The sequence below is a fragment of the Chryseotalea sp. genome (assembly GCF_057350905.1).
Genome location: NZ_JBMRCF010000008.1, coordinates 565,736 through 585,559 on the forward strand (window position 1 = coordinate 565,736; position 19,824 = coordinate 585,559).

At 41.1% G+C, this 19,824-nt stretch carries 17 protein-coding genes; 10 read left to right on the forward strand and 7 right to left on the reverse strand.

Features of this window, described 5'->3' with window-relative positions:
• Positions 1-4 precede the first annotated feature (4 nt).
• Positions 5-1,591 carry a TolB family protein gene (locus ACO1XM_RS10970; protein ID WP_486228807.1) on the reverse strand — a complete coding sequence of 529 codons (1,587 nt, stop codon included), beginning with the start codon at positions 1,589-1,591 and terminating at the stop codon, positions 5-7.
• A 71-nt stretch (positions 1,592-1,662) separates the two neighbouring features.
• Between ACO1XM_RS10970 and ACO1XM_RS10975 the strand changes: the two genes are divergently transcribed.
• A complete protein-coding gene (locus ACO1XM_RS10975) occupies positions 1,663-2,406 on the forward strand; it encodes a 1-(5-phosphoribosyl)-5-[(5-phosphoribosylamino)methylideneamino]imidazole-4-carboxamide isomerase (RefSeq protein ID WP_486228809.1) in 744 nt (247 codons plus the stop codon).
• A gap of 77 nt (positions 2,407-2,483) precedes the next feature.
• On the opposite strand, the gene ACO1XM_RS10980 is transcribed toward ACO1XM_RS10975, so the two are convergent.
• The 4 genes from ACO1XM_RS10980 to ACO1XM_RS10995 all read right to left on the reverse strand — a co-directional run bounded on the left by ACO1XM_RS10980 (position 2,484) and on the right by ACO1XM_RS10995 (position 7,090).
• Complete coding sequence (locus ACO1XM_RS10980) at positions 2,484-3,257, reverse strand: hypothetical protein (protein ID WP_486228811.1); 774 nt, start codon at positions 3,255-3,257, stop codon at positions 2,484-2,486.
• 144 nt (positions 3,258-3,401) lie between these two features.
• On the reverse strand, positions 3,402-4,025 hold the full coding sequence (locus tag ACO1XM_RS10985; RefSeq protein WP_486228813.1) for a hypothetical protein: 624 nt from the start codon (positions 4,023-4,025) through the stop codon (positions 3,402-3,404).
• A 298-nt stretch (positions 4,026-4,323) separates the two neighbouring features.
• Complete coding sequence (locus tag ACO1XM_RS10990) at positions 4,324-6,732, reverse strand: TonB-dependent receptor (RefSeq protein WP_486228815.1); 2,409 nt, start codon at positions 6,730-6,732, stop codon at positions 4,324-4,326.
• 31 nt (positions 6,733-6,763) lie between these two features.
• Complete coding sequence (locus tag ACO1XM_RS10995) at positions 6,764-7,090, reverse strand: hypothetical protein (protein ID WP_486228817.1); 327 nt, start codon at positions 7,088-7,090, stop codon at positions 6,764-6,766.
• A gap of 137 nt (positions 7,091-7,227) precedes the next feature.
• On the opposite strand from ACO1XM_RS10995, the gene ACO1XM_RS11000 reads away from it, so the two are divergent.
• From ACO1XM_RS11000 to ACO1XM_RS11010, 3 genes are all read left to right on the forward strand, one after another.
• Entirely contained in the window at positions 7,228-7,560 is a 333-nt protein-coding gene (locus tag ACO1XM_RS11000) for a tRNA-binding protein (protein WP_486228819.1), read from the forward strand.
• Positions 7,561-7,644: 84 nt separating this feature from the next.
• Positions 7,645-10,071 (forward strand): bifunctional UDP-N-acetylmuramoyl-tripeptide:D-alanyl-D-alanine ligase/alanine racemase, encoded by a 2,427-nt coding sequence (locus tag ACO1XM_RS11005; RefSeq protein WP_486228821.1) that lies wholly within the window; start codon positions 7,645-7,647, stop codon positions 10,069-10,071.
• A gap of 69 nt (positions 10,072-10,140) precedes the next feature.
• Positions 10,141-11,169 carry an oxygenase MpaB family protein gene (locus ACO1XM_RS11010; RefSeq protein ID WP_486228823.1) on the forward strand — a complete coding sequence of 343 codons (1,029 nt, stop codon included), beginning with the start codon at positions 10,141-10,143 and terminating at the stop codon, positions 11,167-11,169.
• Positions 11,170-11,173: 4 nt separating this feature from the next.
• Here the strand turns inward: ACO1XM_RS11010 and ACO1XM_RS11015 are convergent, their stop codons facing one another.
• Positions 11,174-11,341, reverse strand: a complete 168-nt coding sequence (locus ACO1XM_RS11015; RefSeq protein WP_486228825.1) for a hypothetical protein — start codon at positions 11,339-11,341, stop codon at positions 11,174-11,176.
• 101 nt (positions 11,342-11,442) lie between these two features.
• Between ACO1XM_RS11015 and ACO1XM_RS11020 the strand changes: the two genes are divergently transcribed.
• The 6 genes from ACO1XM_RS11020 (at position 11,443) to ACO1XM_RS11045 (ending at position 18,748) form a co-directional block, all read left to right on the forward strand.
• Positions 11,443-11,646 (forward strand): FeoA family protein, encoded by a 204-nt coding sequence (locus tag ACO1XM_RS11020; protein WP_486229540.1) that lies wholly within the window; start codon positions 11,443-11,445, stop codon positions 11,644-11,646.
• Complete coding sequence (gene feoB / locus ACO1XM_RS11025; protein WP_486228827.1) at positions 11,646-13,766, forward strand: ferrous iron transport protein B; 2,121 nt, start codon at positions 11,646-11,648, stop codon at positions 13,764-13,766. Before ACO1XM_RS11020 ends, feoB begins: the two co-directional genes overlap by 1 nt.
• Positions 13,767-13,866: 100 nt before the next feature.
• A complete protein-coding gene (locus ACO1XM_RS11030; protein ID WP_486228829.1) occupies positions 13,867-15,771 on the forward strand; it encodes a peptidylprolyl isomerase in 1,905 nt (634 codons plus the stop codon).
• 15 nt (positions 15,772-15,786) lie between these two features.
• Positions 15,787-16,923, forward strand: a complete 1,137-nt coding sequence (locus tag ACO1XM_RS11035; protein ID WP_486228831.1) for a 5-(carboxyamino)imidazole ribonucleotide synthase — start codon at positions 15,787-15,789, stop codon at positions 16,921-16,923.
• Positions 16,920-17,435 carry a 5-(carboxyamino)imidazole ribonucleotide mutase gene (gene purE / locus ACO1XM_RS11040; protein WP_486228833.1) on the forward strand — a complete coding sequence of 172 codons (516 nt, stop codon included), beginning with the start codon at positions 16,920-16,922 and terminating at the stop codon, positions 17,433-17,435. Before ACO1XM_RS11035 ends, purE begins: the two co-directional genes overlap by 4 nt.
• Positions 17,436-17,485: 50 nt before the next feature.
• Positions 17,486-18,748 carry a tellurite resistance TerB family protein gene (locus ACO1XM_RS11045; protein WP_486228835.1) on the forward strand — a complete coding sequence of 421 codons (1,263 nt, stop codon included), beginning with the start codon at positions 17,486-17,488 and terminating at the stop codon, positions 18,746-18,748.
• A gap of 17 nt (positions 18,749-18,765) precedes the next feature.
• On the opposite strand, the gene ACO1XM_RS11050 is transcribed toward ACO1XM_RS11045, so the two are convergent.
• Positions 18,766-19,761, reverse strand: coding sequence for a TerC family protein (locus tag ACO1XM_RS11050; protein ID WP_486228837.1), 996 nt, complete (start codon positions 19,759-19,761; stop codon positions 18,766-18,768).
• Between the last annotated feature and the right edge of the window lie 63 nt (positions 19,762-19,824).

Below are 19,824 nucleotides of genomic sequence, written 5' to 3' on the forward strand. Positions count from 1 at the left end.
ATCTTCATTGCCTTTTCCTGAGTACTGCCTTTACCAGCAATCTCCTGTTTTCAAGTATTGCTTCGGGCTTAACAGCGGTTACGTATACAATGCCCGCACGGCTGCAGCCCAAAGCAACTAACTGCTCAACAATAGCCTCCGCCTGCTTTATTGTTCTATTATTATGATAAGTGTACTCTGCCATAATGGTATCGTGTCTGTACAACTGGCCGAGTGAATCAATCTCATCAAAATAATATTCGACAGAATCAATACGTATTTCTGTTAAGTCAGGTGAAGACTGTATGCTGTCTTCTACATAACCTTGTAGTTCAACTTGAATCTCGGCCATCAGGCTGGGATTACTTTTTAGCAAGCGACTAAAACGTCTTAATTCATTGGTCAGTGCTGGTGTCTTTTCTAAAATGCTGGTGTTCGGTCTAAACCTGATGGCATTTAACGGTAGTTCATCATTAGCAGTGGCTTGTTTTATGTTTGCCGTATAGCGCTCAAAGGGGCGAGGGAAACCTTCAGTGATATCAAAAAGCTTGCAGTCATATATTACACTTCCGTTTTCTGGTTCAATGGCAAGTTCGTACTTGCTTCCCTCCACTATAAAAGCCGTAAACGTTCCATCCTTATCGGGGCGTGCATTATAAACGAGCTTTCCTTTATTTAAATCATTTACCAGCACATAAACAGGAATGGCGGGGTCGTTCACTTTCCCATCAATGCGTAGCACGCCTCTCGGCTTCAGTTCTGCGGGAAACAAATACTCCGTTAGTTCAGAGCGTCTTTCGCCTTTTGCATCGCGAAGTAAGTATTGTCCTTGTCCGGTAACACTTATAAACTGATCATCGTCTGCTGTGTTTGCAAAAGTAAGTGGTATCGGTTTTGTCCACACATTATCTATTAATCGTGTCTGGTACAAATCCATACCTCCTTTATTAGGTTGCAATAAGGTAGAAGCAAAAATTAATGTTTCACCATCCGCCATAATGCGTGGTGTTTGCGAGTTTCCCGTATTTATTGTGGCTGGTAATTCTGTTGCTTCACCCCATCGACCACCGGGTTGCTTTTTGCTTACCATAATTTTGCAGCGGTCTGCCTGTTTACTATTCATGCTTTCGCAACGCATAAAATACATCGTCATGCCATCTGCGGTTATGGAGGGCGAAGCATCATTCAACTTTGAGTTAACTGGTAGACCAATATTTACAGGAGCCACAAAGGTAGAGCCCTTCAATGTGCAACTATAAATATCAAAGGCACCGATGCCATTGGATAATTGAGAAGTCAGATAAAGTGTTTGACCATCCGGACTGAGGGTAAAACCTTTCACGAAGGTGAGCATATTGCTGTAGGTGCGTGGTTGTATAACAGGTGCTGACCAATCTGCGCCCGTGCGCTTGCTGTAGTTAAGTGCCAGATTTCCATCATCAGTATAGTCATTAAGAAATACCAGGGCATTGCCATCGAAACTTATATAAGGCGCATAAGTATTCAGCGATGGCTGATTGAGCGGATGCGGCAATTTGCGAACACTTTTGGGTTGCGAAAACGATTGTGTTGCCCCCGAAATCAGCAGCAGAAAAATTATTATGTATTTCATAAGAAAAGGATGCGTGTAAATCAAAATTACTTATTTCTTTTGTCGTACCTTAGAAATAGAATTAACAAAAGATGATCCAAGTAATACCTTCCATAGCGCTCCGAAAGGGAAAAGTGGTAAAAATGCGTAAAGGCGACCCTTTGAGCGAAAAAGCATACGATGAAAATCCGCTTGATTTAGCCAAGCGTTTCGAAGACCACGGCATTGAGGTGGTTCACTTGGTTGATCTGGAGGGTGCAGAAAAGGGAAGTCCTAAGAATTTTCACGTTGTAGAAGCTATTGCCGGTTATACCGATTTGAAGATAGATTTTACCGGAGGTATTTCTACCGATGGTGATATTGCCAAAGCATATGAAGCAGGTGCCGATTACATTACCGCCTCCAGTATTGCTGTTACCGATCCGGATTTGTTTGCATCATGGGTAGTAACTTATGGACGTGAGAAAATAACCCTGGGTGCTGACGTAACTGATATTGTCAGCAAAGAAATTGCTTTCAGAGGATGGCAGAAAAAAGCACATAAAGGTTTAGTAGAGCACGTTAAGTTTTTCTACGATCGTGGATTAAAATATGTAAAGACAACCGATATCTCCCGTGATGGTGTGTTAGAAGGTCCGGCATTTGATTTTTATGCTGATATGATTAAGACATTCCCAGAAATAAGTGTGTTGGCCAGCGGTGGTGTACGTGGTGTTGATGATATTCAGCGACTCAACGACATGGGTGTTTTTGCGGTAATCTTTGGTAAGGCTTATTACGAAGGCATACTCAAACTGAAAGACCTTGAAAGATTTTTAATAAAAAAGGAAGCCTAGGCTTCCTTTTTTATTTCAATACTTTTCATTTTCAACAGCTTGTTAATAAAAGTTCATGGGCTGAGTTTGAGTAGAATTTAATATTCGAAATAACTTATTGCACCATCGGCACCAGGCGAACCATCAACACCATCTTCACCCTGCAAACCGTTTCTTCCGTGCTTACCCCTTGGCCCTAAACCACCCGATCCTGAGTAACCCCCGCGCCCACCACGACCATAAGTACCTGCTTTTAAAAATACGCTCAACTGCTGTTTCAATTTTGTCTGTTCCGTTATAGGCAGGTTCAGCACAAGGGCTCCTCCATTGCCACCATTCGCGCCCTGACCACCTTTACCTCCATGGCCACCATCACCACCATTGCAATGAATTGTGCCGGCACCGGCACTTCCGCCATCGCCTCCTTTTCCACCGTGCCCGCCATTTCCTCCACTGAGGGAGATTAAAATCGGATTGTTGATCTGAATCTCTTTGATATATATCAGTAAGCGTGTGGCATGCCCGCCATTGCTACCCGGCTGTGCGTCTTCACCATTGGTAGCCGATTTGCAAGGAGCACTAGAGGATGAGCCTACACGCCCCGCAACACCAGGCTTGCCATGATCTGCATTACCTTTAATACTGCAACCTTTACCAATAATGGCTACCTTCGCATAGAGATAGTTTTCTTTCTTCAAATGATTTAAAGCAATACTGGAAGAATCTCGCATGATGAGTGTATCCGCCACTAAAATATCGGATTGGGCGTAGGAGAAAACCTGCCCCGGCTCGATAACAAGTTTAGTGAAACGGAGCTGGGCTACAGAAACAAAAGAGATAAAGAATAGAAAGCAAACAGGGGCAAATTTCATCGGTTAAAAATAGAACATATCTACCAAAACGTAATATGCATTTTGAGTTGCAGCTCACTGCAAAATCATTAAATCTTAAAACAAAAAAAGAAGGGCCGCGCAAAGCAAGCCCTTCTTATCACCAAACCTAAGTGATTATTATTACTAATTAACTACAGCAATGTTTAGCGCAAACTCAACATCTACATCTGTCTCCCCGACTGTAGCGCCTGTGCTGGCAGTCTTCAAATCAGGTTGATGTTTAAGTATAATGCGAAATTTTAAATCTGATGCTTCAGTATCAACTGTTGTCCAGCTTGTGCTTAACCCAAGGGGCAGACCGTTAGCATCGTTGTCTTCATAATTAACGGCATCTGCTCTGTTATCTATATTACCATTACCGGCTGGGTTACTGAAACCACCATCCCAAGAAAAGAAAAGCATGTGCTCATCTGCTTCCTCCAATACTTCCGCTGTAATATCATATTCATCTTCTGTCGGATCTAATAAACCGTTAAAGAACTCTATTGAAAGCTCGTATGAGGTATTCGCTGTGAGTGAAATAGGATCATCAGCAATAATATCAAGTACGCCAATACCATCAGGATCAACCGCACTTACAACCACAGGTGTACCACCCCCTGTCGGAGTAAAAGTTAATTTGACTTCTGTTATTAATTCAGGGGTATCCTCTTTGCCGGGCGCCTCTTCATCGCAGGCATTAAAAGAAAATGCCAATAGGGCAAGGGTTGTTACTTTTAAAAAGCTGGGGGGAAGTAAGTTTTTCATGTAGTAATAATTTTTGTTTAAGGTCTAATGGAATAGCCAAATCATCATATGCAGTCACCGGCACAGTAATTATATGGCCATTTCATTGTTGGCAAATTTGCAACACTGTTGCAAGTATAGAAATAATTCCTATTTGCAACAATGTTTCATTTAAAATTTTTTAAAAATTTTAATCATTGTCTTTAGCTAAATTCTGACTGGATGATGTTTGCTGTGCAATAGGGTGTTGATGCCTTGCCTTTATTGTCCGATTTCTACTTTTTGGAAACAAGCGGTATGCGTTGGAATAGCCGATTCCTTAAAAACTATATTTAAGCGACAGACTTATGTTACGGCCAATTTCATCCGAAAAATAGCGCATACGGTTGGTGTACTCTCGAAAACGCTGATCAAGCAAATTTTCGCCCTGAAGCTGAACATCAATTTTTTGATTATTCATGTTAACTGAAAATCCCACGCTGGCTTGCACTAAAAAATAACTATCGGGAGCTTCAATAAAATCAAACATACTTTTATCTGTAGCAAACAGATCTATACCATCCTCTTGCGCTTGTAAAATCTCAGCTACACTTACCACCCTTGGCGCGCGATGCTGCCTGGCAGTAAAGCTTGTGCCGGCAGTGGCAAAAAAATTAGTTAGCTTACCAGTTCTTTTATAATCATAACGCAAGAGTAGTTCCGCCCTGTTCGATGGGATGTAAATCAGATAGTCCTTATTTCTGAAATCATCTGCTTTAAGTAAAGAGCCTTTAAATTGTATACTCCAATTATTGACTATTGCCTGTTCTGCAAGTAAATCAAGGCCTATAAAAGATGCGTCCGTTTGTCTGTACCTGAAGTATGGATATGCACCGCGCACATCGCGCGTGATGCCTTCTGGTTTTAAATAAATGTAATTAAAAATATAGTTGGCATAGGCTGTTAGCTCCAGTTGTGTCTTTTGTTTTGTTAAGCGATATGTATTCACCCATTTCAGCGCTTTTTCGTTTTGAAAATCTACTTCCGCTATGGGTCTTACACGCGTTGTTACTTCATCAATTAACAGACCATACTCAATGGCTGCTGCACTTTGGTGGGTACCAATGCTATAAAGCTCTGCAACATGGGGTGGCCTCCAGGTGCTGCTTAAACCAAAAGTGTATTTACCAGCATCACCAAGTTTTCGCGTAGCACCAATAGTGGCACTGGCATTCGCAAAAAACATGTTGCTGGAATAAACGGTATTGCTGAAGTCACGACCTGCAACCGTATAATATCGGTAATCAAAACGGATACCCGCTTCAACATCCCATTGTTTAACGGTAAAATCCTGAATGGCATAAATGCCTGCGGAATAGTTGCTGAAGTTGGGAACGAAGGGGAGGCGTTTGGTGCCAAAATTATTATCATTGCTTTGCAACATGGCATTGATACCAATGCACCTAAAATTATCTTCACCTAATTCCTGTTCCCACTCGGCATCAAGTGTGTGCGTTTGTAAAGTCAAATCAATGGCTGGCAAACTATTCAACGAGTCTCTTCGTAAATCAAATTCTTGCCTGTCGTTTTGCTGCATCGCATATTGAATGGAAAACGTATTATGCTCTTTATGAAAATGTGCGTTGGCTTTTATTAAGTTATGTACCACTTGTTGCCGTGGTGATTGTATGGTGTAGGAGAAGTCTGTTGTATACTGTGGCTTGGTTGCTTCAAAAGCATTTCGAAGGTCTTCAATGCTGCTTACTGACGCCCCTCTCAAAATACCCAACTCAGAGGAGAATCGACTGTAAAAAATTTCATACCCTGCCGCTTCATTTTTATGATAACCCAAGGCCGCAGAAAAATTACTTTCTGAGAAGCCTGTGTTGGTGAGTTGATAATCGGGCGTATTGTAGTCACCGGATTTTTTGATTGAACCATGCGTCCTCCAATTGAGCCCCTTTATTTTTTTACTCGCACCTTCTACAATACCTGCCGCAGTTCCTGACCTGCCGTTGCTTTGCCACACTGTATGAAAAGCACCACCAATCCCATGAGTAACGGGTAATGCAGCCGGGTTAACAATAACAACACCGCCCAAGGCATCTGTGCCATACTTGATGGCCGAGGCATCTTTGATCACTACAATATTTGAAGCAAGAAAAGGATCTATCTCAGGAGCATGTTCTGCTCCCCATTGCTGGCCTTCATGACGAATGCCATTGTTCAACATTAATATTCTTTGACTATGCACGCCATGTATAACTGGTTTGAAAATGGCTGGGCCTGATTGAATGGTATTAACGCCTGTAATATTTTTCAGCGCGGCTCCCAAGCTTTTGCCGCGCAGGCTTTCTAACTGGGTTCCTGAAAGTGCCATACTGGTTTGCGATTTACTGATGTGGTCATAGTGCTCCTGTACAATTACTTCCCCCAGAACCGTTTCATCAGACTCCAGCCTGATCAGCACAGATTCTGTTTTTTTTAATCTTACTTTTTGAGATTGATTCTTATAACCTACAAAAGTTACCTCAAGGGTATAGATACCCTCGCATACATTGGGGAGCGAAAAGTAGCCTTTGTCATCGCTTGCCAAACCTTTTTGTAACTCAGCAATAAAAATAGTGGCGCCAGGCAAAGCCTGTCCATCATTGTCCAGTACCCTACCGTTAATTGTATAGGTACATAGTGGCTGAGTGTAGGCACTTGAAGCCGCAAAAAGTAAAAGTAAAAGAATGGGGATTCTCAAGGCATTTGCAACAAAGTTGCAAATATAGATATTAGTCCTCGATTATATCGGAAGTTTTAAAACGCTGAATAATGTAATAGAGGAAATTAAAGGGAACTGCCTCGTCTTCAGGTTTTTTACCTGCCTGTTTTTGGCTATCCGCCAATTTCTTTAGGGGCGCTTTCAGAGCGGTTGAATCAGACTTAAGGGCTGCTTTAAAGGTATTTGGATCACCTTCAGCATTACTTTCGTAGTAGCGGTTTTCATTTTGCCCTTCTAAAGTGCCGTATTGACGTGAATTTGATTCTTGTGCATAAACGAGTATCTGTGCTCCGGTGAGCAACACAAGCGTAAGCAAGGGTGCGAGCAATTTCCTCATAGTTCGTTTAAGATAGGCTTTATAAACGGTTTTGTTCAGCTTTTTGTTCTTTGATTCAATAGAATTAGCCATCTAAATTCCACAATTTGTCTGAATTTTAGAATTTCATGTAAGTTTTAACGCTAAATATTAATTAAATGACCATTGAATGGGCTGATTTTGAACGTGTAGAGTTGCGAATAGGCACCGTTGTGAAAGCCGAAAACTTTGAAGGGGCCCGGAAACCTGCCATAAAAGTATGGGTAGACCTGGGCGATTGGGGTATAAAGAAGTCCAGCGCGCAGATAACACAACATTACCAAGCCGAAAGCCTGCTTGGTAAACAGGTAATCTGTGTCTGTAACTTTGCTCCAAAACAAATAGGCAATTTTATGTCGGAGGTTTTGGTAACTGGCTTTCCGGATCAAAATGGTCATGTTGTACTAAGTACAGTAGATAAACCTGTGCCCAACGGCATGCGACTTTTTTAAGTTAATTCTGTAAAACCATTCAATCTTCAATCAATTTGTATGCTGATGAATCAGGGCTTTACTTTACATGAATTCAGTTGATCCATGATTCATTTTTCGCAATTAGAAAGCATCTGCCAGGGCAAGGTTTTACAACTCCGGGAAGATGTGGTGCTTGAACATCTTCTGATTGATAGCCGAAAAGCTATCCTTTCAAGAGGTGCTGTGTTTTTTGCCATCAGTGGCAGTCGCAATGATGGTCACCAGTACATCCAATCGTTGTACGACCAAGGAATCAGAAATTTTATTGTCGAGAAAAAAATTGACCTGCCCACAGATGCGAACGTACTGCAGGTGTCGTCTGCCACGCAGGCCTTGCAGCAAGTTGCTGCTTCACATCGAACACTTTTTAACATTCCCATTATTGGTATTACCGGTAGCAATGGTAAAACCATCATCAAAGAATGGCTTTATCAATTATTATCACAACACTTCACTATTGTAAAAAATCCAGGATCATATAACTCACAGGTAGGTGTACCCTTGTCAGTATGGAATATCAGGCCTTATCATACCATGGGTATTTTCGAAGCAGGTATTTCAAAGAAAAATGAAATGCAGGCACTGGAAAAAATATTGAAGCCAACCTTGGGTTTGTTTACCAACATTGGCACTGCCCATAACGAGGGTTTTTCAAATTTGAAAGAGAAGGTTGAAGAAAAAGCCCTGCTCTTTTCCAATAGCGATCTCGTTGTCTATTGTAAAGACCATGCACTTATTGACGAAGTGCTTCAATCAAAAAAATTAAAAACACTGAGTTGGGGGCACACTCCTGAAGCAGATATCTTCATTGAGAAAGTTGATGCTTATCGGGTCCGCTATGGCAAAACTGATTTTAGATTGAGTCTTCCTTTTACAGATGCCGCTTCGGTTGAAAACTGCCTGCATTGTGTTGCGGTCATGATGCACCTGGGTTTAAGTCAGGTTGACATACAAACAGGTTTGCAAGCCCTACAATCAGTTGCCATGCGTCTTGAACTGAAGGAGGGTGTTAATCAATGCCAACTAATAGACGACTCCTATAATAATGACCTGGCGGGTCTTCAGGTCAGTCTTGATTTTTTGAATAACCAGTATCAAAAAACTAAAAAGACATTAATCCTTTCTGATATTTTACAATCTGGTGTTGAAGCCAAACATTGGACCAAAGCGGTGAGCGATCTGATTAAACAAAATAAAATTGATCGTTTCATTGGCATCGGTAAGGATCTCTCTGCGCACAAGGATTTTTTTGATTCGGACGCTGTATTTTATGACAATACGGATGCCTTTTTAAAAAATTTAAATGAAGATTTATTCTCTAATGAAATTGTGCTCATCAAAGGTGCACGCGCTTTTGCTTTCGAAAAAATAGTGGCGCGCTTACAGCGAAAAGTGCATGGCACCGTTATGGAAATTGACTTGGGTAATATGGTGCACAACCTAAATTACTTTCGCTCTTCATTAAAACCGACTACTAAAATAATGGCCATGGTTAAAGCCTTTGCCTATGGTAGTGGCAGTAAAGAAGTGGCAAGTTTATTACAATACCATAAAGTAAATTATTTGGGTGTTGCTTATGCAGATGAGGGTGTGGAGTTGCGAAAAAATAATATTCACCTGCCTATTATGGTGATGAATCCCTCGCCTGAAACGTTTGAATCTTTAATACAATACAATTTAGAGCCAGAGGTTTTCAACCTCAATCAACTCAAGAAATTACTTACTTTTTTACAAGGCCGCTCCTGCACGGTACATGTTAAGTTTGATACAGGCATGCACCGTCTGGGTTTTGCTGAACAAGACTTACCGGTATTGATTAATCTGCTTCTTGAAAATAAAAATATTACAGTGGCCACCATCTTCAGCCATTTAGCAGGCGCTGACGATCCACAACATGACGTCTACTCTGCCGAGCAGGCAGAATTGTTTAAAAACCTTGCAGATCAGTTAAGCACTGCGCTTGGCTACAAACCTCTTTATCATCTCTTAAACTCTCCGGGTATTTTACGCTTAAGTCAATATCAATTCGATATGGTTCGTTTGGGTATTGGTTTATATGGCATTGATCCTACTCCACAAAAAAGTAAGTTTCTAAAACCAGTGGCTACACTTAAAACAATTATTTCTCAGGTTCATCATCTGCATGAAGGGCAAACGGTTGGCTATGGGAGACATGGAAAAATAAAAGGTGAACAAGCCATTGCCACCATCGCCATCGGCTATGCCGATGGTTATAACAGAGCCTTCAGCAAAGGCATTGGCAAGGTTTTGGTAAAAGGTAAAATTGTACCGGTTATTGGTAATGTTTGTATGGACATGACCATGATTGATGTTACGGGTTTAGCTGTGAAGGAAGGTGATGAGGTAATTGTTTTTGGAGAACAACTACCTATAGAACAAGTAGCCGAAAGCATTAATACCATCCCTTACGAGATACTGACCAACACCAGTGAGCGCGTGAAAAGAGTTTTTGTTGCAGAAAGCATCTGATCGAAAATTAAAATTCAGAAAGTCAAAACAATCTGTTCACTATAACCTTTAATGAATAGATTAAACCTTATGACCGCATCAGAGAGATTTTTAGATGAACAAAGAAACGTTGGAGATACAGCGGCTGATAAACTTGTAGCTGACTATTTTGCAGACGAACAAAAAAGTTTACTCTATAGTGTTTTTGCACAAGAAGATTCTTTTATTCAGAAACAAGGTAAAGTCAATAGTCTATATACTTTTCTTAATACCAAAAGACCAGATCCAGACTGGTATCAATACGAGCGAATAAAAAATGGCCAGGCATTCTTTAAAAAATATGCCCTCGATGTAATGACCCTCTTGGGTGCCTTATCTCTCCCCTATTGTTATGCGGCAAGCCCCGGCAACAAAGCACTTTATCAAACTGAGAAGATGCGCAAGGCAACAGGCAAGCGTCTTGTAGAAACAGCCGATTTCATTATTAAAGTATTAAGTCCCGGTAGTTTAGCGCCTCAAGGTATTGGCTACATACAAATCAATAAAATCAGATTGATTCATGCTCTGGCGCGTTATTATGTGGGCAAAGGGGAATGGAATAAATCCTGGGGTGTTCCGATTAATCAGGAGGACATGGCTGGTACCAACCTTGCCTTTTCTTATATCATACTTGTTGGTTTAATACGCACTGGCTTCAGGTTGAGTGTTGATGAACAAGAGGATTTCTTATATGTGTGGCGCTACATTGGCTATCAACTTCATATCAATGATGCATTGTTGCCAGAAAGTAAGGCAAATGCCGAAATACTGGAGCGAAAAATCAGACTTAGGCACTTTAAGCCTTCAGAGGAAGGAAGAAAATTAACAGAGGAACTCATCAATCATTATAAAAGTTATTTTCCTGCTGTGCCTGCTTACTTTGTCGATGCACAAATGCGTTATTTAGTTGGCCCGGAAATTTCTACGCTCTTAGGCATGCAACGTGAACCGATTAAGGATGAGTTTCTAAAAACCATGAATGCCGCAAAAGAAATGATGAATCAGTTTTATAATAACGATCATGCCTACGAAACCATGTTGGCGAATCATGAAAAACTAAAACTACAATTTCTGAAATAGGCTTTTAACCGCAGCCTAAGTTCTTCTTTAGATCTCGGCTTGGCAAAATGCCATATGCAGGGTATTCCTCGTCATCCTCCTGGATTGGTGGTACTGGCTTTTCGGTCAATTCCTTTTCTGAATCCTTTGGGTTAACCTTCTGAGGCACTGTTTTTTTCTTTCTTTTTGCCATGGCTAAAATCATTGTACAAAAACAAAACCAAGTCTATATTTGCCTTGTTTAAATTTAATCTAAATTAAGCTGTGGCGGAAAAGGTAAAAAGTGTTGCAACGATGAAACCGGGAGAAACGGCCATAATCGCTGGTTTTACCGATTCAGAGATATCTGCCAAGCTGATGGAGATGGGTTGTTTACCCGGTGCTCCGGTTCGTTTTAACTTTAAGGCACCTTTTGGTGACCCCATTTGTATCAGTGTTTTGGGCTACGAACTCTCTCTTAGACTTGAGGAGGCAGCCACCATTTCAATTATGAATTAATGAGTTCTGCCAAGCCCACTAAAGTTGCATTAATCGGTAACCCTAATTCGGGTAAGTCCTCTCTTTTTAACTACCTCACTGGTTTAAATCAAAAGGTTGGCAATTTTCCCGGAGTTACAGTCGACAAAAAGATAGGCCGAACACAACTACCTGGCATTGGTGAAACGGAGGTTATTGATTTGCCTGGCATTTACAGTATCTATCCCCGAAGTCTTGACGAACGCATTGTAGCAGAATCTTTGCTTGATCAAAATTCGCCAAGCGCACCTACCAAAGTGGTGGTGGTGGTCGATGCTACCAACATTAAAAGAGGTTTGTTGCTGCTTACCCAAATTGTGGATATCGGCTTACCAACCGTGCTGGCATTGAACATGATGGACCTTGCGGCCAAGGCAGGGGTGAGTTATGATTTTTTAAAGCTCGCACAAAGATTAGGCGTAACTGTTGTTCCCATTAATGCCAGAAAGGGAGAAGGCATTGATGCGCTGAAAAGGGAAATCGCGCAGGCAGAAGTAAGTCGCATGCAACCGATTTTTCCGGTGTGGCCTGAAGCGAAAGAGGCAGTAAGACAATTGAGAGACGTATTTCAATTGAGCAATGATTACCAGGCGTATCAGTTTTTAGAACAGCCACAATCACTTCATTTCTTATCAAAAGACAAACAAGATTTTGTGGAGTCCATCCGCAAAACACATCAATACTTTCCAGGTAAATTTCAAGGTGCAGAAACAATACAGCGCTATGGTTTTATTCAGGATTTGCTAAATGAAGCAACTCTAAAGCAGCCAGATTATGCCTGGAAAAATTTCTCGCATAAACTGGATCGTATACTTACTCACAAAGTAGCAGGTTATGCTATTTTCTTTGCTGTGTTATTCTTAGTCTTTCAATCTGTTTTTGCCTGGGCCTCTTACCCCATGGATTTTATTGATGGCCTTTTCGCAGATTTTAGTGGGTGGCTTTCTAATACTTTGCCGGATGGTGCCTTAACCCGCTTACTTGCTGAGGGTATAATCCCCGGGCTTGGTGGCATTGTTATGTTTGTGCCACAGATTGCAATACTCTTTGCCTTTATTGCGGTGTTAGAAGAAACTGGCTACATGGCCAGGGTTGTATTTCTGATGGATAAGGTCATGCGCAAGTTTGGGCTTAACGGTAAAAGTGTAGTGCCCCTAATGTCTGGTGTTGCCTGTGCAATTCCGGCAATTATGGCAACACGCACCATAGATAATTGGAAAGAGCGAACTATTACCATTATGGTTACGCCCTTAATGAGCTGCTCTGCGCGCATTCCCATTTTCACCATACTTATTGCTCTCATAATTCCAGAAACAAAAGTGCTCGGCTTTTTCAATTTACAAGGCCTGGCATTAATGAGTCTTTATTTACTAGGTTTTGTTGCTGCATTGGTATCTGCCTGGGTAATGAAAAAACTAATCAAGGTAAAAGAACGCAGCTATCTGATGATGGAGTTGCCAACGTACCGTCTACCGAAAGGAGCAAATGTTGGGCTAACACTGGTAGAAAAAACAAAATCATTCGTGCTTGAGGCTGGAAAGGTAATCCTGGCCATCTCGATTGTGCTGTGGGTATTGGCCAGCTATGGCCCTGGTGATAAATTAAAAAATGCAGAGACTTATGTGATGCAGGAAACCGCTAACATGCGCTTGACTGAACAGGGACTCCAAGATCGCATCGCTGCCTACAAACTGGAAAATTCCTATGCGGGTGTAATCGGTAAAGCAATTGAACCTGCTATTAAGCCCCTGGGCTACGATTGGAAGATTGGTATTGCACTGATTACTTCTTTTGCTGCACGCGAAGTTTTTGTAGGTACTATGGCTACTATTTACAGTATCGGTAGCGTTGGCGAAGAAGATCAGAATACCATTAAGAGCAGAATGCAACAAGAGATAAATCCTGAAACGGGCGAGCCTCGCTTTACATTGGCCGTAGGTTTATCTTTGTTGGTGTTCTATACCTTTGCCATGCAATGTATGAGTACCATTGCAGTGGTGTACCGCGAAACGAAAGGCTGGAAATGGCCACTCATTCAATTAGGCTACATGTCCGCCCTTGCTTACTTATCGGCTTTATTGGTTTACCAGCTTTTAAAATAAGATTATTCTAACACTTGGTTTTTATTGAATACTTAGACAGATAGCTAGAGGTTATCATTAAAATATTAGCCTTACCTTTAAGGTCTTAAAACATTAAGCCTTGAAGAAGCTCATATTTTTCTTACCCGTTCTACTCCTGACTTATTGCACAAGTCAACAAGGAAAGAATAATAAATTTTCAGACAACACGCTTATCAGCATCAGCAATCTGCAGGACAGGCGTCAGGTGGATAGTTTAAGTTTGTTTTTGGAAAATGAAAATCCGCTTTATAGAAAAGAAGCTTGCCTTGCCTTTGCTTCTGTACAAGACAGCCTTGTTGCACCTGCGCTCAGCAAAATATTAAAGCAAGATGAAGATGAGCAAGTAAGGGCTGCTGCTGCCTTTGCATTAGGGCAAACACTTTGTAAACAATCAGAAACTGCTTTGACTGAAAGCTTAGCGACAGAAGAATCTGCTGGTGTACTCCGTGAAGCATTGGAAGCCTTAGGCAAGGTTTTATCAAAACAAAATACTACTGTTCTCAGCAACTATATAAGTACTGATTCGATTGTCTTAACCGGAAAGGCTTGGGGTTTGTACAGGCTTGCACTTAGGGGCATTATACCTGATAATGTTGTAAGCGCTGCCTATGAAAATCTTCCTTCTGAGTATGTGTCTGTGCGATTGGCAGCAGCGCATTTTTTTGGCAGGGCTAACATTGTCAACTTTAGCGATGACAAAGGCTTTTTAATTAAAGCTGCCAGCGATCCCCAAGTACTTATTCGCATTCCTGCCAACTCAGCGCTTCGTAATCTTAAAACGGATGAAGCTTTTGCTGCTTTACAAACCAATGTTAATGATGGTGATGTACGCGTTCGCGTGAGTGCTTTAAGAGCACTCAGAACCTTCGCTTACGAAAAAGCTGAACCTCTTTTATTAACTGCACTCAACGATACGAGTGCTCAAGTATCCGTGGCAGCCGCTGAAGCACTGATTAATTTTGCACCAACTACAGCTTCTGCTAAAATGCTTGAGGTCGCCACAAAGAGCTCGCAATGGCGTGTTCAGTCAACATTGTTCAGCATAGCCGTTGCACTATCTCCAAAAGATTTCCCTTTCGAAACAATTAAACAAAACTATAACAGCAGTACTAATCAATATCACAAAGCTGCGCTCCTAAATGTACTGGGACGTTCTTCATCCAACCTTGATTTTATTCTGGCTGAATTAAACAAGACTGAAAGTCCTGTTTTATTATCCGCTGCTGCGTCTGCGCTAAGTTCTGCTAACGATGCGAGCGATTTTTCTGCAGATCAAAGACCGGCTTTCTTAGCCGCATATGAACAGGCGATTGGTAAGGGTGATGCTGCCGTAATCGGTATTGTGGCACAAGTGTTGGGCGACAGCACAAAGCAATATAAAAGTTTAATCAAGGATATAAGTTTCCTCACTGCCGCAAAAGCTAAACTTTCACTGCCTAAAGACAATGAATCACTTCAACCACTTGAAGCCGCCATTGCTTATTTAGAAGGCAGAAAAGCTGTAGAAGTAAAAAACGAATTTAATCACCCGATAGACTGGACTTTAGTAAAAGAAATAAAGAGCAGTCAAAAGGCTTACATCAAAACAAGCAAAGGAGAAATCGTTCTAAATTTATTGGTGGATGAAGCTCCAGGTTCTGTTGTTAATTTTGTATCACTGGCTAAGCAGCAATATTTTAATAATAAAACTTTTCACAGAGTTGTTCCCAATTTCGTTATCCAGGGTGGTTGCAACAGGGGTGACGGCTATGGTAGCGAAGATTACTCTATTCGTTCTGAATTTACAGCACGCAGGTATAAGGAAGGATCGGTAGGTATGGCATCTGCCGGAAAAGATACAGAGGGGACACAATGGTTTATTACACATTCACCCACCCCACATTTAGATGGGCGTTATACTATTTTTGCAGAAGTGGAGAGCGGAATGGATGTGGTGCATGCCATAGAAGTTGGCGATGTAATTTTAAGTGTTGAAATCAAATAGTGTATTCTTATAAAAATGAACAACCTGTTTACAGATAAAAAACTTGGTATTCTTGGCGGAGGTCAGTTAGGTCGTATGCTTATTCAATCCGCCATTGACTTTAACATGCCGGTAGCTGTATTAGATCCCGATGCCTCAGCACCCTGCTCCTTTATGGCCGACTTCACTGTTGGTAAATTAACAGATTATAAAACGGTATTAAATTTTGGAAAACGTTGCGACATTATTACTGTAGAAATTGAGAATGTCAATACGCAAGCCTTAAAAGAACTTGTCAAGATTGGTAAACAGGTTTATCCTCAACCCGAAGTAATCGAACTGATTCAGGATAAACGCATTCAGAAAAAATTCTACGAAGAACACAAAATACCTACTGCAGAATTTATTCTGGTAAACACAAAAGAGGAGGTGCTGAAACAAAAGAGTTTTCTCCCTGCCGTGAATAAATTAGGTAAAGAAGGGTATGACGGCAGAGGCGTGCAACTATTGCGCACTGAAAGCGATTTGGACAAAGCGTTTGATGCCCCTGGTCTGCTTGAGAAACTAATAGATTTTGAAAAGGAGATTGCTGTTATTGTAGCCCGCAATCAAAATGGAGATATCGTTTCATATCCAGCTGTTGAAATGGTTTTTCATCCGGAGAAAAATCTTGTTGAATATCTTTTTGCTCCCGCTACGCTGTCAGATAATGTAACACAGGAAGCAGATAGCATTGCCCGCAAGGTTATTAAATCATTAAACATGACAGGTCTATTAGCTGTTGAAATGTTTGTGACTAAAGATGGAAAGGTGTTAGTAAATGAAGTGGCGCCACGACCGCACAACAGTGGGCATCAAAGTATTGAAGCGAATATCACTTCTCAATATGAACAACATTTACGGGCCATCTTTAACTTACCACTGGGTGCATGCAACACAGTACTGCCAAGTGCTATGGTTAATTTATTAGGTGAGGAGGGTTATGAAGGCTTAGCACGTTACCAGGGTTTTGAAGCCATTGCCAAGCTGCCCGGTGTTCACGTGCACTTGTACGGCAAACGTATCACAAAGCCCTTTAGAAAAATGGGGCATGTAACTATTGTTGATAGTAACATTGAGCAACTCAAGCAAACAACACAACTTGTAAAACAAACTTTAAAAGTAATCGCATGACAAAAGTAGCAGTGGGTATAATTATGGGCAGTCAGTCTGATCTGCGCATTATGAAAGAGGCAGCAGAAGTTTTAGACGAACTGCAGGTTGCCTATGAGCTCACCATTGTTTCAGCACATAGAACGCCCTTGCGCATGGTGGAATATGCCCAGCAAGCCAGAGATAAGGGCTTAAAGGTAATTATAGCTGGCGCAGGCGGTGCGGCACATCTCCCAGGCATGGTTGCCTCCATTACAACCTTACCGGTGATTGGAGTGCCCGTTAAATCATCTAATTCTATTGATGGATGGGACTCTGTGCTTTCCATTTTGCAAATGCCGGGCGGTGTGCCCGTAGCTACGGTAGCCCTTGACGGTGCAAAAAATGCCGGTATCCTTGCAGCGCAAATCCTTGCAACCCATGATGAAAAACTAGCTGAACGTCTTGCTGCTTACAAACAGTCTTTAAAAATAAAGGTAGAGGAGGCGGCTTCTGCCCTAGAAGCAAAGGGCTGGAAAGCAATTGAAAAATAAATTATCGAAAGAAATCTCTATCTTAGATAACTTATCTCCCCAGTATTACAATGAAAACGCTCGGAAAAGGATGGCTTGAGGAATACTTAAATTTTCGCAAAGATCTGTTGAAGGATCTTACCAGTAAAACAAAAAGTAAAGCCGCCCATCCAGAACACTCACTTTACAGAATACTGCAACCAACCGGGCTTATGTATGGTCATGGTTTGCGTTTTGAGGGAGAGCCTACCGAAGATCTGTCGGAGAAAGACAGGATGAAAATCTTATTAGCCGAGAGCCTGATTAGCAGCGCACTGCTATATCATGACAAAACCATTTCCAGTCCGGATGAGTTTTCGCAAGTGATTATTAAAACGCTTGAAAACATTGGCAACTTTTATAACAATATTTTCCCTGAGCTGGCAACACCATCTAAAACACTTTTTGGTAAAAGAAAATCTCCGCTGGAATTAGCTGAACGAATTCTGGAAAAACGCATTGAGAGAACTGCAGACTTTAAAGGAAATTTTTGGTCCAGCTTCTTCCATAACAGTTTACTTTTTCTCGATGTATTTATTTTCGGGCAATGGATACACACCAATGCCGACAAAATTGTATCTGACTTTTTCCGCTATGAAAGAGAAGAACTCAGGTTCTCTGTCGTAAAAGTTATCGCTGCCTCTGCGCATGCGAACAAGAGTGTTGAGTTTGAAGAAAAAAAATTGTTGGAACTCTTTATACAAAGTGCTGATCTTTCAAGTGAAAAGCGCAAAGAAGCCATCGCTATTTTTGAAAAGGGTATTGATATTTCTGAAATTAATCTCCCTTCAGAAAATTCCTGGATACTAAAAAAATTCTTTCTTGAAATTTCCATTCTTACCATGTGGGCAGATCGAAGGGTTGAAAAACAAGAGGAGGATTTTCTTAAACGTTTTAGTGAGTACCTGAGCTTTAATGATGAAGACCTTGAGAACAGTATGATAGCCATTGAGGGCTTTGTACTGGAGCATTGGGAACAATTAGAGTACCTGCAGAACAAACAGGATTATCAATTGGTAAGTGAGCACTTTATTAACCGTGTTTCTAAAATTGCAGAAAAGAATAAAAGTCGCTTGCAACGCGAAATACAAGACAGTGAGGCCCTGAGTGAGTTACTTAAAAAATCAAGATCCGCTGAGTTGAATAAAGAGGAACAGGAGCAAATGCGTGAGCTACTTATCGCTATGCTCCGAACAGTACCTACTTTTGTTATTATTTCACTTCCACAAAAGTTTTTAACGCTGCCCATCTTATTAAAAATTCTACCAAAGAATATTTTCTCTGAAGAAGTTTAGAAAAAGATAAAGCGTTACTACTCCTTAGCAGAGGCCTCTTTCACTTTGGGAATCAATACAGAGAATATAATTGCCAACGTAAGCGTAGCAATAATCACCGTAAAGGATAAGAGTGGTGGCAAGTGTACATCCCAGATATCCAACAGCATTTTGGCGCCAATAAAGAAAAGGATAATAGAAAGACCCTTTTGGAGCAGGTAAAACTTGTCTATAACACCTGATAACAGGAAGAACATAGCCCTTAGACCCATCACCGCAAAAATATTGGATGTATAAATGATGAACTCATTCTGAGAAATAGCAAAAGCTGCTGGAATGGAGTCTACTGCAAAAATTAAATCGGTTGTTTCAATTAAGATAATTACTAAGAAGAGTGAGGTAAATACCCATTTACCATTTTCCTTCACCATAAAGCTGTCGCCATACTCCTCCTTTTTGGCCATTGGCAAATATTTTTTGCAAAGGCGAAGAATAGGATTTTTCTCAGGCTCAATTTTCTCGTCTTCGTCCTCAAAATAAATTCGTATACCCGAGTAAATTAAAAACACACCAAAAATGTAGAGTATCCAATGAAACTCGTGAATGAGTAGAGCGCCCACAAAAATGAAGATGGCGCGGAAAACAACGGCACCCAAAATTCCCCAGAAGAGTACTTTATGATAGTATTCTTCCTTCACCTGGAAGTATTTCAAAATGAGTAGAATTACGAAGATGTTATCTACCGATAAAGCATACTCTGTGAGGTAGGCCGAGAAGTATTCCATCATTCCGGTTGACCCGGATTCGTCATAGAGATATATGAATACTCCAAAAATAGTAGCAATTATTACCCAGAAAATTGATTGGTAAAGTGCTGATTTAGTGGTGATTTTTCTGGCGGTTTTGTGGAAAAGACCAAGGTCTAATGCCAGGAAAATAATGATTACGAGGCCGAAGGCACCAAATAATATGGTTTCGGCTCCGTTGCTGTCCCCAAAGAGGGAGAAGAATAAAAGGCTGGCTATAGACTGCAAAGTATTGCGGTTAAATCAATCAAAAAATGAGAATTCTCAAACTTGAGAAAGTCCCCAAGACGC

Bases quoted from the DNA above. Each gene is read 5' to 3' on its own strand.
- ACO1XM_RS10970 (WP_486228807.1), bottom strand. From the start codon at position 1,591: ATGAAATACATAATAATTTTTCTGCTGCTGATTTCGGGGGCAACACAA.
- ACO1XM_RS10975 (WP_486228809.1), top strand. From the start codon at position 1,663: ATGATCCAAGTAATACCTTCCATAGCGCTCCGAAAGGGAAAAGTGGTA.
- ACO1XM_RS10980 (WP_486228811.1), bottom strand. From the start codon at position 3,257: ATGAAATTTGCCCCTGTTTGCTTTCTATTCTTTATCTCTTTTGTTTCT.
- ACO1XM_RS10985 (WP_486228813.1), bottom strand. From the start codon at position 4,025: ATGAAAAACTTACTTCCCCCCAGCTTTTTAAAAGTAACAACCCTTGCC.
- ACO1XM_RS10995 (WP_486228817.1), bottom strand. From the start codon at position 7,090: ATGAGGAAATTGCTCGCACCCTTGCTTACGCTTGTGTTGCTCACCGGA.
- ACO1XM_RS11000 (WP_486228819.1), top strand. From the start codon at position 7,228: ATGACCATTGAATGGGCTGATTTTGAACGTGTAGAGTTGCGAATAGGC.
- ACO1XM_RS11005 (WP_486228821.1), top strand. From the start codon at position 7,645: ATGATTCATTTTTCGCAATTAGAAAGCATCTGCCAGGGCAAGGTTTTA.
- ACO1XM_RS11010 (WP_486228823.1), top strand. From the start codon at position 10,141: ATGACCGCATCAGAGAGATTTTTAGATGAACAAAGAAACGTTGGAGAT.
- ACO1XM_RS11015 (WP_486228825.1), bottom strand. From the start codon at position 11,341: ATGGCAAAAAGAAAGAAAAAAACAGTGCCTCAGAAGGTTAACCCAAAG.
- ACO1XM_RS11020 (WP_486229540.1), top strand. From the start codon at position 11,443: ATGAAACCGGGAGAAACGGCCATAATCGCTGGTTTTACCGATTCAGAG.
- feoB (WP_486228827.1), top strand. From the start codon at position 11,646: ATGAGTTCTGCCAAGCCCACTAAAGTTGCATTAATCGGTAACCCTAAT.
- ACO1XM_RS11035 (WP_486228831.1), top strand. From the start codon at position 15,787: ATGAACAACCTGTTTACAGATAAAAAACTTGGTATTCTTGGCGGAGGT.
- purE (WP_486228833.1), top strand. From the start codon at position 16,920: ATGACAAAAGTAGCAGTGGGTATAATTATGGGCAGTCAGTCTGATCTG.
- ACO1XM_RS11045 (WP_486228835.1), top strand. From the start codon at position 17,486: ATGAAAACGCTCGGAAAAGGATGGCTTGAGGAATACTTAAATTTTCGC.